Here is a 14,753-nt window from a genome sequence, read left to right on the forward strand (position 1 = left end):
CGGCTCTCACCGGGGCCATACCTCTGACTGTCAGGATTCGAAGCTGAACTGGAGCTTCATACGATCGCCCCGCATGAGGAGCTTCGTGCACTCGAATACTCGCCCACGGGAGTCGGTGAGGACGTCCCGCAGAAGCAGGAGCGGATCCCCGGGCTCACAGTGGAGGAGTTCCGCCTCCTCCTCACCAGCCATAAGGACTTCGAGAGTCTCGTCCGTCCGGCTTGCGGTGAGCGAATACTCGGCGCTCAGCACCTCACAGAGCTGGCGTTCGACCACGTCGTGGACGTCGATGTCGGGGGCGAGTGTGGGGTTGATCCACGACTGGTGGAGCGTGACCGGCTCGCCCTCAAGGAGGCGTCGGCGTGTGATCTGGTGTGCGAGTCCGAGCTGACCCAAGCCGAACAGGCCGCGAACGCGCTCGGACGGCGACTCCAGGCCCGAGCTGATGAGCTCGGTTTCGGTTCGGAATCCGCGGGCCTCGAGCTGCTCGCGAATCCCCTGATAGGCCGGGGATTGGGCGACGATCTTGCGCTCGGACACGAACGTTCCCTTGCCGGGAACCCGGTGCAGAAGCCCTTCGTCGGCGAGGAGATTGAGCACCCCGCGGACCGTCATACGGGAGACGCCAAATTCCTTCTGCAGGTCAGACTCCGAGGGGATGCGCTGTCCCGCTTTCCACTCGCCAGTCTCGAGCATGCGCCGAAGCACATCCTCGATCTGGGCATAGAGCGGTACCGCTGAGTCTCGGTCCAGTACGTCTTTCATCTTGTCCTCATCCACGCCAGGTGTGGGGCTGGTCTTCTCGGGTTCTGCTTTGTGGGCAGCGTATGGTATCCCTCCAGATTAGCGCGTTTGCGCAAATCTCATGATGCTATCGGCGATCCCTCGCGCGTCAAGACCATTACGTTGCAGAAGATCGTCGTAGGTGCTCGACGGCTGATTCTTCTGGTCAACCGCGATCTTGTGCAGCCGCCCTATTCCAGCGGCGCTGACCACATCTGCGACGCGACTGCCGAGCCCGCCGAACTCGTAGTGCTCCTCGACCGTGACGACCATCCCCGTCTTTTGCACCGACTCGAGGATGATCTCTGCGTCGATCGGGGTGACGGTCGGCATCGAGATCAGTTCCACGCCGAGCCCGCCCGCACGCAGCTCAGCAACGGCCTCCCGCACGGCAACGGACGTATAGCCGGTCGTGATGACCGTGACGTCGTCACCCCGGGTCTCGTAGTGACCCTTGCCGATCGTGAACTCGCGCTCCTCGCCGTCGGGAATGGGGCCGGCGCCGATCCTCATGTAGACCGGTCCATCATGCTCGAGCATCGCCCTGCACGCCGCCCGCATCTCCCCCGCGTCGCCCGGAGCGAGGATCGTAACGCCCGGTATCGAACCGATGAGAGCGTAGTCCTCGAGCGAGTGGTGGGTCGACCCAAGCTCCGAATAGGTGAAGCCGCCGTTGCGTCCGACGATCTTCACGTTCTGAGCCATATAGCCGACGTCGTTCCGGAAGAACTCGAAGTTGCGGGAGGTGACGAAGGGCGCGATCGCGCAGAGAACGGGAATCGCCCCCGTCGTGGCGAGACCGGCTGCGATGCCTGTCGCCGCCTGCTCGGCGATGCCGACCTCGAAGTAGCGGTCTGGGTTGGCCGCCGCGAACTCTCCGAAGCCCGAGCTCTTGCCCGAGTCCGTCGAGAGGACGACAACGTCGGGCATCGTCTCCGCCAGGGCGGAAATGGTAGCCCCGAACGTCTTTCTGGGGTCTACTGTCTGCTGCTCCATTGCCTCTCCTATCGCTCGGTCAGCTGGTCGGACAGCACCGCGATCGCCGCGTCGAGCTCGTCGCGGCTCGGCTTCCAATAATGGGAGCCGACGGTGCCCTCGATTGCCGGGATACCGGCGCCCTTGATCGTGCGCATGATGATCGCGGTCGGCACGCCGCCGCTCGGAACATTGACGAGCGCGTCGTAGAGAGCGGCGTGATCCTGACCATCCACCTCGACAGTGCGCCATCCGAAGGCGTCAAACTTCGCGGCGATGTTCTCCATGTCCATGACCTCGGCGGTCGTCCCGCTGATCTGCATGCCGTTGACGTCGACGAGGGCCGTCAGCGTGTCGATCCCGTAGTGCGCGGCAATGGCGGCGGCCTCCCAGTTGGAGCCCTCCGCAAGCTCGCCGTCGCCGAGGAGGACGTAGACCTTGGCGGAGCTTGCCCGGCGCCTCAGCCCCAAGGCCATCCCGCTTCCCAATGCGAGCCCGTGGCCGAGCGCACCCGTATTGCCCTCGATGCCCGGCAGCTTGTGCATGTCGGGGTGGCCGCCGAGTGCCGTGTTCTCTCTGCCGTAGGTATCGAGCAGATCCTTCTCGAAGAACCCGCATTCGGCCAGGACCGCGTACTGCGCGAGAGCCTTGTGCCCTGCAGACAGGAGGAAACGATCTCGATCAGGATCGTCGAGCCTCTCCGGGTCCACATTGAGGATCGCATCGTAAAGGACCGCGACGGCGTCAATGCAGCTCATAGCGCCGCCCACGTGGCCGGCCGGGGTGGCCTCCAGCATTCTCAGGACGTTGAGGCGAGCTCGCACGGCGAGCTCCCGTGAGCCGATCCGGGTCGACTCCTCGATCATCTCCACAGACTTTCTCCGTTTCCCCGCTCGACGGTGAGCGGCCTCGTCCCATTCAAGCAGGCTTGTCTATTCCAGTCAATACAAGACCGTACAAGTAAGGAGAGTAGGGGTGCAATCGGCCGCGGGCTCCCGCCCAACCCCCGATCGGCGCATGTGCGACTGGGGTCTCATCGTTCACCCTCGTGCGCTACGCTGACACCAATGATCTATACATGAACATACGAGTTGCCCGATGCGCGGCTCAAGAGAGGACGATTGATGGACAACGATGTCTGGTTCCAGCGCGAGGATCCCATCGAGCTGATCCACGCCACCTACGTGATGCAGGCACCCGAGGGAGGCACGGCCGCCGCTGCCGCGAAGAAGCTGGCCGTCGGCCAGACGACCGGAACCTGGGTCGACGTCCCCGGGGTGACCGAGCGGATGAGGAGGGAGCACGAAGGCCGCGTCATCCGCGTCGTCGAGATCCCCGCCGTCGACGTCGCCCAGCCGGACGGCACCCGGCCCGACTACGCCCTCATGACGATCGGCGTTCCCGCAGCGAACGTGGGCGGCGACATCCCCACCCTGCTGACGACGGTCCTCGGCAACGACGCCTCGACATCGGTTCTCGCCAAGCTCGTTGAGCTTCAGCTGCCGACATCCTTCCACGAGACCGCCGGCGGCCCGAAGTTCGGCCTGAGCGGCATGAGGGAGATGACCGGCGTGGCGGAGCGGCCGCTCCTGCTCAGCATGATCAAGCCCTGCATCGGCATGACGATCGAGGCCTCGGCGGAGGTTTTCCGCGAGACGGCGCTCGGCGGGGCCGACATCATCAAGGACGACGAGGTCCTCACACACACCACCAATTCGACACCGGTCGAGCGGGTGCGTGCATTCCGGGTCGAGGCGGACCGTGTCTTCGAGGAGACCGGCCGGCGGGTGCCCTACGCCGTCAACATCACGGGTCGTCCCGACCGAATGCTGGCCGACGCGACGGCATGCGTTGAGGAGGGCGCGACCGCCCTCATGATCAACTACGCCGCCACCGGTTACGGTGCTGTCCAGATGATCCGCGATGCCGTCGATGTTCCGATCCTTGGCCACTTCGCCGGCTCCGGCCCCTTCATCGAGAGCCCCGCGTCGGGCATGGTCGGCGCCATCGCAACCGGCCAGCTCCCGCGCGTCGCCGGAGCGGATATGGCAATGATCCTCACCCCGTGGGGCGGATACCCGCTCTCGGAGCACACGTACCGCCAGACGGTGAGCGCGCTCCGCGCGCCGGTCCCCGGCCTGAGGCAGACGCTCCCCCTCATCGGCGGCGGCGTGCACCCCGGGATGGTCGAGCGCTACGTCGGGGACCTCGGCTTCGATATCGCACTCTCCCCCGGCGGGGGCGTCCACGGCCACCCGGATGGTTCGCGCGCCGGCGCCGTAGCCATGCGACAGGCCATCGACGCAGTCGTCGCGGGCCGCCCGGTCGCCGATGCAGCCGCCGAGCACGAGGAGCTGAGGCGGGCTCTCGAGGCCTTCGGCACGGGCGAGTGATCTGATGACGAGGAATGGGCCGGTCTGCCGACCGGCCCATTCTCATTCACTTCCCAGTGTCGTCAGGCTGAGGTGCCTGCCTCAGCCGTGGCGCGCCCAATCCTTCGAGCAGGCGAGCGCACGCTTCCAACCGTCATACATCTCTTCGCGCTGCTCCTCAGAGATCTGCGGCTCGAACACCCGATCGACCTGCCACAGGCTCTCGACCTCGTCGAAGCCGTCGAGAAGGCCGGTCGCCATGCCCGCGATCCATGCGGCGCCGAGGGCGGTTGCCTCGGTGTCGCGCGGCCGCAGAACAGGAATGCCGAGGACATCGGCCTGGAGCTGGCAGAGCATGTTGTTGGTGACGGCGCCGCCATCGACGCGGAGCTCCGGAATCTTGATGTCCTTATCCGCCTTCGTCGCGTCGACAAGATCGCGGGTCTGGAAGGCCATCGACTCGACCGCCGCGCGGATGATGTGGAGGCGCGTGGTCGCGTTCGACATGCCGACGATGTTGGCCCGGGCGTAGGGATCCCAGTGAGGGGCCGCAAGGCCGGTGAATGCCGGGACGAGGTAGACACCCTGTGTCGAGGCGACCTGGCCGCCGTACCACTCGGAGTCGGTGGCGTGGTGGATGATTTTGAGATCGTCGCGGAGCCACTGCATGGTCTTGCCCATCGAGAAGACGACGCCCTCGATGTCGTAGGCCGTCTCCCCGCGCACCTTCCACGCCGTCGACGCGGTGACGCCATCGACGAGCTTGGGCGTGTGACCTGCGTTCTGCACGAGCACGCCGGCCGTTCCGTAGGTCATCTTCGTCTGGCCCTGCGTGAAGCAGGCCTGCCCGAAGAGGCTCGCCTGCTGATCGCCGATGACCGAGCCGATCGGGATGTTACTGCCGAAGGTGGCCGACAGGTCGCCGAAGTCGCCGTCGGACGGCTGGATCTCGGCAAGGATCTTCCGCGGGATGCCATAGGCGGCGAGCAGCTCGTCATCCCAGTCGCCCGTGTGGATGTTGAACATCTGCGTGCGAGCGGCGTTCGAGACATCCGTGACGTGGCGCTTGCGGCCCGTGAAGTTCCAGATCAGCCACGAGTCGATCGTGCCGGCCATGAGCTCGCCGCGCTCGGCGCGCTCGCGCGCACCCGAGATGTGGTCGAGGATCCAGGCGATCTTCGACGCGGTGTAGTACGCGTCCGAGATCAGGCCCGTCTTCTCGCGGATGATGGGATCCAGGCCCTGCTCGCGCCACTTCTCGATGACGGAGTTGGACTGGCGCGAGGCCCACACGATCGCATTGTAGATGGGTTCGCCGGTCTCGCGGTCCCACACGAGGCCGGTTTCGCGCTGGTTGGTGAGCGACACGGTGTGGAGATCCGACGGGTGCACTCCGTTGTTGCGCAGGACCGCCCTCATGGTCTCGAGCTGGGCGGCGATGATCTCTTCTGGATCGTGCTCGATCCACCCTGACTGCGGGTAGTGCTGCGTGATCTCCTTCTGGGCGATGTCGACAATGCCGAACCGGTCGTTCAGGAGGAGCGTGCGGACGCTCGTCGTGCCACTGTCAATCGCCAGAATATGCTTCGACATATATTTTCCCTCGTCTTTGAGTTCTGATATTCACGCCCATCCCTAGTTGGATAGAATGAGCGCCTGTGCCGTGGGACACAAGGACCATATTGCACAATCTTGATTGTACTTGTATAGTCCTGTCATGTCCCGACCAAATGTCTAGTCCGGACGATACACCATGGTTGCGCCTCTGTGCGCGGCAATGTTCCACGGGAGAACGAACTCCCAGGAGATCAGGAGAAACGCGACGATGACAGCCGATACCGCGAACGAGATCGCCCAGGGGACAGAGCTCCTCAACACGGTTCTCGAGCGCACACCGACGACTCGAGTCGTCAGCTTTGGGTACGACACTGCCCTGAACATCGGCCAGCTCATCCGCGATCACCACGGCAATCGTCAGGTTGTCTGCATCGCCGACGAGACGACATGGGCCGCAGCGGGAGACCGCGTCGACCACAGCCTCTCGTCACTCGATCAGGCGAACCGCATCGTCCTGCCGGCACGGCCCAGGCCGTACGCCAACATCGAGCTCGTCCACCGCGTCCGCGACGCACTGGCCGAGACACCCGGTGCCCTGCCGATCGCAATCGGCTCGGGCACGATCAACGACGCCGTCAAGCTGGCGGCCGCCGAGCTGGAGACCCCCTACTGGGTCGTCGGCTCTGCACCGTCGATGGACGGCTACACAGCTGCAGGCGCCTCCATCTCAAAGGACGGCTTCAAGCAGAACATGGCCTGTCCCGCGCCGTACGGCGTGATCATGGATCTCGACATCCTCAAGACCGCCCCGCAGATCATGTGGGCGTCGGGCTTCGGGGACATGATCGGAAAGATCTCTGCCCTCGCGGATTGGCGGATCGCCGACACTGTCGGCGTTGAGTCCGTCGATCCCTGGGTGTGGGAGCTCGCCGAGAGGTCAGCACTCGACGCGCTGTCCGATCCTGCCGGGGTCGGAGCGCGCAGCGAATCTGCGCTGCCCTCGCTCACGGTCGGACTCCTCATGTCCGGGCTGTCGATCCAGGCCTACAACTCGTCGCGCCCCGGCTCCGGTGCTGAGCATATGTTCAGTCACATGTGGGAAATGGACCATGTCGGGCTCGACTTCGACCCACCGCTCTCCCACGGCGCCAAGGTCGGAATCGGTTCTGTGCTCGTCGCGGCACTCTACGACGAGCTCCTCGAGCTCGATCTCGCCGCGACCGATATCACCGCGCGCCTCTCCCAGTGGCCCTCGGTCAACGAGGCCCTGACGCTCGTGAACGCACTGCACAGCACCGACGCGATGCGAAGCGTCGCCGACTCTCAGCTTCCCAAGAAGCACCCAGACCTTCATGAGCTCGAGCGGCGCCTCCGGGCAGCCGTGGCTGCATGGCCGATGCTCCGCACGGAGCTTCGCCGGCTCATGAAGCCTGCGGATGAGATTCGCGATAGCCTCGTCAAGGCAGGGGCTCATCATCATCCGCAGCAGGTCGGTCTCGATCGAGACCGGATCAGAGTCGATTATCTGCGTCTGCGCTCGACCCGGGATCGCTACACCAGCGTCGATCTCGCGGAGGAGACGGGCATCCTGCCCGGCATCGTCGACACGATGTTCGGACCCGGCGGGATCTGGCAGGAATGGCCAGCCGAATCCCGCTCAATCAACTGATTCCACCCACCTCGATGAAGAGAATTGGAAACCAATGACACGACTTCTGAACAATCCAGACAACTTCCCCGTTGAGTCCGCCGAGGGCTTCCTCCTCGCGAACAAGAGGCACGTCCGCGGCCTGTACGGCGGCGCCGTGCGCGCGACGAAGACGCCGGAGGGCAAGGTTGCCCTCGTCATCGGCGGCGGCACCGGCCACTACCCCGCCTTCGCCGGCTGGGTGGGTCACGGCATGGCCGACGGTGTCGTCATGGGCAACATCTTCTCCTCCCCCTCGGCAGCCCAGGCTGTGTCCGTCGCGAAGGCCGCTGAGCGCGGCGGCGGCGTCCTCATCGCCTTCGGCAACTACGCGGGCGACGTCCTCCACTTCGGAGATGCCGCGGCCCAGCTGAGCGCCCAGGGCATCCCGGCTCGCGCCGTCGTCACCACCGACGACATCGCCTCCGCCGGCCCGGAGGAGAAGGAGAAGCGCCGCGGTATCGCGGGCTGGGTTCCCGTCTTCAAGGCAACCGGCGCAGCCGCCGAGCGCGGCATGAACCTCGACGAGGTCGAGAGGGTCTTCCACAAGGCCAATGACCGCACACGCACCCTCGGCGTCGCATTCTCCGGTTGCACGCTCCCCGGCGACTCGGAGCCGCTGTTCACCGTTCCCGAGGGCAAGATGGCGATCGGCCTGGGCGTCCACGGCGAGCCCGGCATCGCTGAGGTCGACTTCGGCACGGCCGATGAGGTCGCGAAGGTGCTCGTCGAGCGCCTCCTCGAGGAGCGTCCCGAGGGCGCGGACAACCGCGTCATCGCACTCCTCAACGGCCTGGGCACCGCGAAGTACGAAGAGATGTTCGTGACCTTCCGTGCGATCCACAGGCTTCTCGAAGAGGCGGGCCTCGAGATCGTCGACGGCGAAGTCGGCGAGTTCGCCACCTCGCTCGATATGTCGGGCGTCTCGCTCACCCTTCACTGGCCGGACGACGAGCTGGTTGAGCTCTGGAACGATCCGGTCGACACCCCGACGATCCGCCGCGGCACCGTCGACGCGGGCGATCTGCGCGACGATATCCACACGCTCTCGCAGGATCCGACCCGCATCGCCGTCACCGAGGAGGGGTCCGAGGAATCGCGCGCTCTCGCCGCGAAGATGGCTGACACGCTCGACAAGGTGGCGGCAATGCTGCGCGAGAAGATGTCCGAGCTCGGAAAGCTCGACTCGTACGCCGGCGACGGCGACCACGGAACGGGCATGCAGCGCGGCTCGGAGAACGCAGCATCGGCTGCTCGGAAGCTCCTCAATGAGGGCGCCGGTGCGGGCACGCTTCTGGCGGGCGCCGGCGAGGCCTGGTCCGCGACTGCGGGCGGCACCTCCGGAGCTCTCTGGGGAGTCATCCTCGGCGCAGCCGGCCAGGGCGTCGGCGACGCCGACGTGCCTTCGGCCGAGAAGGTCGCGGAGATCGTCGACGAGGTGACCACGACGCTCCAGCAGGTCGGTGCCGCGGAGGAGGGCGACAAGACGATGCTCGATGCGCTTCTTCCGTTCACCCGCGCTCTCAAGGACTACGTCGGACAGGGCAACCTCGCCGAGAGCTGGAACAAGGCGGCCACTGTCGCCGCCGGCGCAGCGCAGCAGACGGCTGATCTGTCACCGAGGATCGGGCGCGCACGCCCACTGGCGGAGAAGTCGGTCGGCCACGCCGATCCCGGCGCAGTCTCGCTCGCATACGTCCTCGCGACGATCGGAGAGGATCTCTAGTGTCCCTTCCGAGGAATCTTGCGGGCTTCAGCTCGAAGGCCTACCAGTCCGTTGCAGACGCGAGGCGTTGGGCGGAGGTCGTTGGAGAGGCGCTCTCCGACGGTCGGGGCGAGGGGCACTACATCTGTGTCCCACACCCGGTCCTCCCGCTCATGACCTCGTGGCTCGCGGGCACCGGTATGGATGTCGGAGTTCAGGACCTCTCCCGGTTCGGGCCAGGCCCGCACACCGGTGATGTCACGGCCGAGGTCCTGGCCGAGCTCGGCTGCCGGTACGTCATGCTCGGTCACCCCGAGCGCAGGCGTGATTATGGGGAGACCTGGGAGACGGTCGCCGAGAAGGCGGCCCGTGCCTCCGAGAACGGGATCGTTCCCATCATCATCGCCGGCGAACCGAATCGAGATGACGATGTGCGGGCGGTCTGCTCCGAGCAGCTCGACTACATCCTCGGAGCGGTGGCCCCGGAGGCCGATCTCATGATCGCCTACGAGCCCGCCTGGGCAATCGGTGCTGCCGATGCGGCTCCGCCGGAGCACATCGTCGCCTCGGTCGCCACAGTCCGCGACCTGCTGTCGAACCGCCCGGGCGAGTCCCGGATCGTCTACGGCGGCAGCGCGAAGTCGGGCACCTACACCGACATCGTCGCCGCCGGCACGGAGGATCCGATGGGCGTGCCCGACGGCGTGTTCCTCGGCAGAGCAGGTCTGGACCCGCACGCATTCCTCGCCAGTGTCGACGAAGTCGAACGCGCACGACACTGAACATCTGTGGGCTGCGGTTCGTCCGCAGCCCACAGTCAACTCATCCAGTCGAAGGAGAAAACCATGCCCTACGTCAACACACTCGAGCTCGTCAGAGAGGCGGAGAAGCACGGCTACGCGGTGCCGGCGATCAACATCGTCGACCCGCTGACCATCGGCGCCATCGTACGAGCCGCCGATGAAGTCGGCTCCCCCGTCATCCTCCAGACCTCGGTGAAGACGGTCAAGAGCGCCGGAGCCGATGTTCTGTACGCGGCGGTCCGCCAGGCCGCCGACAAGGCGAGTGTCGGAGTATCGCTCCACCTCGACCACTGCCCCGACCGTGAGGTCATCACCCTCTGCGTCGAGAAGGGCTGGAGCTCGGTCCTGTTCGATGCGTCCAACCGTGATCTCGAGACCGCGCGCCGGGAGACCGCCGAGGTCGTCGAGGAGTGCCACGCCGCCGGTGTGACCGTCGAGTCTGAGATCGAGAACATCCTCGGTGTCGAAGACGGCGTCGGATCCGACGAGGCGACGCACGCCTACACGGTCGACCAGCTCATCGAGGTCGCAACTGAGACCGGCACGGACATGCTCGCACCCGCCCTGGGCACCGCCCACGGCCAGTACAAGGCGGAGCCTGTCCTCGTCCCAGCACGCGTCAAGGAGATCAAGGACAAGCTCGATATCCCCGTCGTCCTGCACGGCGGCACGGGTCTGACCGACGCGCAGTTCCATGAGTTCATCGATCAGGGCGTTTCCAAGATCAACATCTCGACCGCACTCAAGCACGCCTACATGAAGTCCGCGCTCGCCTACCTGCGCGAATGCGAGGCGGCCGACAAGTGGGAGCCCGTCAAGCTCTTCGCCGAGGTTGAGAAGGCCTCGGAGGCAGTGCTTCGTGAGTTCGCCGAGATCTTCCGCTCGGCGGGCAAGGACGGCAACCGATGAAGGCACTGATCTTCGACTGCGACGGCGTCCTGGCCGACACCGAGCTGGACGGACACCTCGTCGCATTCAACGAGACATTCGAGCACTTCGGGCTGCCGTTCCGATGGAGCGCGGAGAAGTACGATGAGCTGCTCGCCGTCGGCGGCGGCAAGGAGCGCTTCATCGCCTTCATCAAGGAGAACCCCGAGTACGAGGAGGCCCTGCCCGAGCCGCTCGAGGACTTCGTCCTCAAGATCCACGCTGAGAAGTCGAAGCGCTACATCGACCGCGTCGAGGCCGGACTGCTGCCCGGCCGCCCCGGCATCGCCCGGATCATCAACGAAGCACTGGACGCGGGATGGACGGTCGCCGTGGCCTCCACCTCGGCCGTTGCGAGCGTCGAGGCCGTGCTCCGCACCGTCATCGGCGAGGAGGCCCGCGCGCGCCTTGCCGGGGTCTGGGCGGGCGACATGGTGCCGAAGAAGAAGCCTGCTCCCGACATCTATCTCGAGGCGATGAAGGGCATCGGTGCATCGCACGACAACGTCGTTGTCGTCGAGGACTCGAACACGGGCGCCAAGGCGGCCGCGGCGGCACAGGTGCGCTACCTCGTGACCCTGTCCACCTTCACCGTGAACGAAGAGTTCCCCCGCGCGACGACCGTCATCAGCAATCTTGGAGAGCCCGGCCAGCCGGCGACGATCCGAGAGGGTGCGGACGTTCTTCGGGACGGCATGATCACCGTCGAGTCCCTCGACGAGATCCTCAGCCTTCCGATCCCGTCAGAGTGAGCGGCCGACAGGATCCGCCGCGGCTCCCGCAGGCCTACAGCTTGTAGGAGTAGGACAGGCGGATCCGGTCGCCGCGCAGCAGGATGCGAGTGTATTCGAAGGGAATCCCCTCCGGTGTGCTCACCTGCTGACGCAGGAGGAGCAGCGGCTCGCCGGGATTGATGCTGAGCTTCTCACCCTCCCAGCGGGAGGCCCTCGTCGATTCGAGAGTCTCCTCAACGTGACCCATGACAAGTCCGTACTCGCGGTCGAGGATGACACAGAGCTGTTCGCTCGCCGAGTCCTCCTTGAGCAGCGAGGGCGCGAGCCCCAGCGGCACGCTGGAGATGTGAAGGGAGACGGGCTCATCCTCCACTCTGCGCAGACGCGTGATGGTGACGACCTCGTCGCCCGCGTCGATACCGAGATGGCTGGCGACATGCTTGTCGGCCTTCCCGACGCTTGCGTCGACGAGCTCCGTCGACGTCTTGTAGCCGGCATCCTCCAGCTGCTGGCGCATACCCGTGTACGCGGGGGACTTGGCAGAGATCTTGCCGGGTGCCACGTAGGTGCCCTTGCCTTGAACACGGAAGAGAAGTCCCTCGTTGACGAGCGACGTCAGGACCTGTCGAACCGTCATGCGGCTCAGCCCGTATTCTCGGTTCAGCTCATGTTCGGACGGGATCTTCGTGTTCGGGGACCACTCACCCGCCTCGATGCGGCTGCGGAGAATCTCTCCCAGCTGCTGGTAGAGCGGTATTGCGGACGTTCTGTCCAGTGTCTTCGGGGCAGCACTCTCAGCAGGCGACGCCACCGCCATGGGGATTTTCGGTGTCATCGAGAGTCTCCTTCTTGACTGATGTTGTCTAGCCTCGTGTACACTTGTAAACAATTGTATAGTCTGCATGGTGCGTCTGTAAGTGATTATCAGCGCATACGTGCAGAGATCCACCCGCCCTGTCTACGCCGACGAGGCCTGCTGGAACCAGCTTAATACGTGCATAGCCACACCCACGAAGGAAGTACCCATGCCGAAATCGACCAAGCTCACGACCCTGGTCCCCTGGGTTGAGATTGAGAGCACCCAGGCGGATTGGGACAAGGTGTCCGAGCAGGACCTTGTCAACATGCTCAGCCAGACCCACCTCATCCGCGCCTTCGAGGAGTCCGTCCTCGACATGGCGGGTCAGAAGCTCATCAATGGTCCCGCTCACTCGAGCATCGGGCAGGAGGGCGGCGCCGTCGCCTCAGCCCTCCCGCTGCGCATCGACGATCAGATCAACGGATCGCACCGCGGCCATCACCAGTTCCTCGCCAAGGCATTCAACGCCGTGGCAGAGGGCGGCATCGACCTTCGCAACGAGCTGTCGGATGATCTGAACGACGTCCTGTACCGCACCCTGGCGGAGATCGCCGGCCTCAAGGACGGCTACTGCAAGGGCCGCGGAGGCTCGATGCACCTTCAGTGGAAGGAGATCGGCGCCATGGGGACGAACGCCATCGTCGGCGGTGCCGTTCCCTTCGCGACCGGCTTCGCCTTCTCATCGAAGAAGCTCGGCACCGACGCCGTCTCGGTCACCTACTTCGGCGACGGTGCGACGAACATCGGCTCGACGCTCGAGGCGATGAACCTGGCGGCTGCCTGGGATCTGCCCACCTGTTTCTTCATTGAGAACAACATGTACGCGGTCTCGACCACCGCCGAAGAGGCCACCGGCGAGAGCCGCCTCTCGGGCCGCGGCCCCGGCTTCGGCATCGCCTCCTGGCGCGTCGACGGCATGGATCCCGTCGCCGTCCACATCGCCATGACGGAGGCAGTCGAGTACATGCGTGCGGGCAAGGGCCCGACCGTCATCGAGGCGCTCACCTACCGCTACTTCCACCAGAACGGCCCCATCCCCGGCTCGGCATTCGGCTACCGCTCGAAGGACGAGGAGAAGGAGTGGCAGGACCGCGATCCGATCAACAAGATCGAGACGCACATGATCCGCCGCGGCCTCGCGACCGAGGACAGCCTCAAGGAATACCGCAAGCGCGCGAAGGCCATCATGGCCGACACCGTCGCCAAGGTCCTCGAGGATGACCCGGACGGCAAGCCCGGCTCCAAGAGGATCCGCCCCGAGCTCTGGCCCGACCCGGCGTTCCTCGACGTCGGCCTGCGCGGCGACACCGATGCGGTCAAGCCGGAGGATTCCCGCGAGATCACCGAGGTGCCCGAGTCCGAGCTCGTTGAGACGAAGTTCCTCGACGCCGTCGCCTCGGTCATGCACCGTCGGATGGAGCAGGACGACCGGATCTACATCATGGGCGAGGACGTCCACAAGCTGAACGGCGGCTCCCGCGGCGCCACCAAGGGACTGCCCGAGGCATTCCCGGGCCGTGTTCTCGGCACGCCGATCTCCGAGGCCGGCTTCACCGGCCTGGGCGGCGGCGTCGCCCTCGACGGTCGTCTCTACCCTGTTGTCGAGCTCATGTACGCCGACTTCATCTGGGTCGCGGCCGATCAGATCTTCAACCAGATCGGCAAGGCGCGCCATATGTTCGGCGGTCAGCATCCGATGTCGATGCTCATGCGCATCAAGATCGGCACCCGCACGGGCTATGGCTCGCAGCACTCGATGGATCCGGCCGGTATTCTCGCGACGAACCCGGGCTGGCGCATCATCGCCCCCTCGACGCCGTATGACTACATCGGCCTGCTCAATGCGGCGATGAAGCTCGGTGATCCGGTCGCCGTGCTCGAGCACGATGCCGATCTCTACCGCAGCGTCGGACTCGCACCGGCGGACCGCGACTTCACCCTCCCCGTCGGCAAGGCCGCTCTGCGCAGGACGGGCGACGATGTCACCGTCATCAGCTACCTGTCGATGGTCGCTCAGTCGATCGAGGCAGTCGAGAAGACCGGAGTCGATGCGGATGTCATCGACCTGCGCTGGCTCGATCGCGCCAGCATCGACTGGGAAACGATCGAAGAGTCCGTGAAGAAGACCAACCGCATCCTCATCGTCGAGCAGGCGAACGAAGGCACGTCGTACGGCGGATGGCTGGCGGACGAGATCCAGCGCCGCTTCTTCGACTGGCTCGACGCGCCGATCATGCGCGTCCACGGCTCCGAGTCCTCGCCCAGCATCTCCAAGGTGCTCGAGGCCGCAGCCCTCGCCGATGTCGATGATGTAGCGGACGCACTTGTCGCTCTGCGCGACAGCTGAAAGG

General features: G+C 65.4%; 12 protein-coding genes. 7 read left to right on the top strand and 5 right to left on the bottom strand.

Annotated features, from left to right (window positions below; all coding sequences use genetic code 11):
• Positions 1 to 30 precede the first annotated feature (30 nt).
• The 3 genes from EJO69_RS06445 to EJO69_RS06455 form a co-directional block, all read right to left on the bottom strand.
• Complete coding sequence (locus EJO69_RS06445) at positions 31 to 765, bottom strand: GntR family transcriptional regulator (RefSeq protein ID WP_126040344.1); 735 nt, start codon at positions 763 to 765, stop codon at positions 31 to 33.
• Between the two features lie 78 nt (positions 766 to 843).
• Positions 844 to 1,779: a transketolase family protein gene (locus EJO69_RS06450; RefSeq protein ID WP_126040346.1), complete on the bottom strand. Its 936-nt coding sequence runs from the start codon at positions 1,777 to 1,779 to the stop codon at positions 844 to 846.
• A gap of 8 nt (positions 1,780 to 1,787) precedes the next feature.
• Positions 1,788 to 2,624, bottom strand: a complete 837-nt coding sequence (locus tag EJO69_RS06455) for a transketolase (RefSeq protein WP_126042395.1) — start codon at positions 2,622 to 2,624, stop codon at positions 1,788 to 1,790.
• A gap of 258 nt (positions 2,625 to 2,882) precedes the next feature.
• Here EJO69_RS06455 and EJO69_RS06460 point away from each other — a divergent pair, with 258 nt between their 5' ends.
• Positions 2,883 to 4,151 (top strand): RuBisCO large subunit C-terminal-like domain-containing protein, encoded by a 1,269-nt coding sequence (locus EJO69_RS06460; RefSeq protein ID WP_126040348.1) that lies wholly within the window; start codon positions 2,883 to 2,885, stop codon positions 4,149 to 4,151.
• Between the two features lie 81 nt (positions 4,152 to 4,232).
• On the opposite strand, the gene glpK is transcribed toward EJO69_RS06460, so the two are convergent.
• A complete protein-coding gene (glpK, locus tag EJO69_RS06465; protein ID WP_126040350.1) occupies positions 4,233 to 5,723 on the bottom strand; it encodes a glycerol kinase GlpK in 1,491 nt (496 codons plus the stop codon).
• 232 nt (positions 5,724 to 5,955) lie between these two features.
• Here glpK and EJO69_RS06470 point away from each other — a divergent pair, with 232 nt between their 5' ends.
• The 5 genes from EJO69_RS06470 to EJO69_RS06490 all read left to right on the top strand — a co-directional run bounded on the left by EJO69_RS06470 (position 5,956) and on the right by EJO69_RS06490 (position 11,561).
• Positions 5,956 to 7,356, top strand: coding sequence for a sn-glycerol-1-phosphate dehydrogenase (locus EJO69_RS06470; protein WP_164519888.1), 1,401 nt, complete (start codon positions 5,956 to 5,958; stop codon positions 7,354 to 7,356).
• Positions 7,357 to 7,390: 34 nt separating this feature from the next.
• A complete protein-coding gene (locus tag EJO69_RS06475) occupies positions 7,391 to 9,100 on the top strand; it encodes a dihydroxyacetone kinase family protein (protein WP_126040354.1) in 1,710 nt (569 codons plus the stop codon).
• A complete protein-coding gene (locus EJO69_RS06480; RefSeq protein ID WP_164519889.1) occupies positions 9,100 to 9,861 on the top strand; it encodes a triose-phosphate isomerase family protein in 762 nt (253 codons plus the stop codon). The genes EJO69_RS06475 and EJO69_RS06480 overlap by 1 nt, the downstream gene beginning before the upstream one ends.
• Before the next feature lie 63 nt (positions 9,862 to 9,924).
• Positions 9,925 to 10,791: a class II fructose-bisphosphate aldolase gene (locus EJO69_RS06485; RefSeq protein ID WP_126040358.1), complete on the top strand. Its 867-nt coding sequence runs from the start codon at positions 9,925 to 9,927 to the stop codon at positions 10,789 to 10,791.
• A complete protein-coding gene (locus EJO69_RS06490; RefSeq protein ID WP_126040359.1) occupies positions 10,788 to 11,561 on the top strand; it encodes an HAD-IA family hydrolase in 774 nt (257 codons plus the stop codon). Before EJO69_RS06485 ends, EJO69_RS06490 begins: the two co-directional genes overlap by 4 nt.
• Positions 11,562 to 11,595: 34 nt before the next feature.
• Here EJO69_RS06490 and EJO69_RS06495 read toward each other — a convergent pair whose 3' ends face one another.
• Positions 11,596 to 12,378: a GntR family transcriptional regulator gene (locus tag EJO69_RS06495; protein ID WP_211331373.1), complete on the bottom strand. Its 783-nt coding sequence runs from the start codon at positions 12,376 to 12,378 to the stop codon at positions 11,596 to 11,598.
• Between the two features lie 190 nt (positions 12,379 to 12,568).
• On the opposite strand from EJO69_RS06495, the gene EJO69_RS06500 reads away from it, so the two are divergent.
• Positions 12,569 to 14,749 carry an alpha-ketoacid dehydrogenase subunit alpha/beta gene (locus EJO69_RS06500; protein ID WP_126040361.1) on the top strand — a complete coding sequence of 727 codons (2,181 nt, stop codon included), beginning with the start codon at positions 12,569 to 12,571 and terminating at the stop codon, positions 14,747 to 14,749.
• Positions 14,750 to 14,753: the final 4 nt, after the last annotated feature.

It is taken from the genome of Flaviflexus salsibiostraticola, from assembly GCF_003952265.1.
Lineage (GTDB): Bacteria > Actinomycetota > Actinomycetes > Actinomycetales > Actinomycetaceae > Flaviflexus > Flaviflexus salsibiostraticola.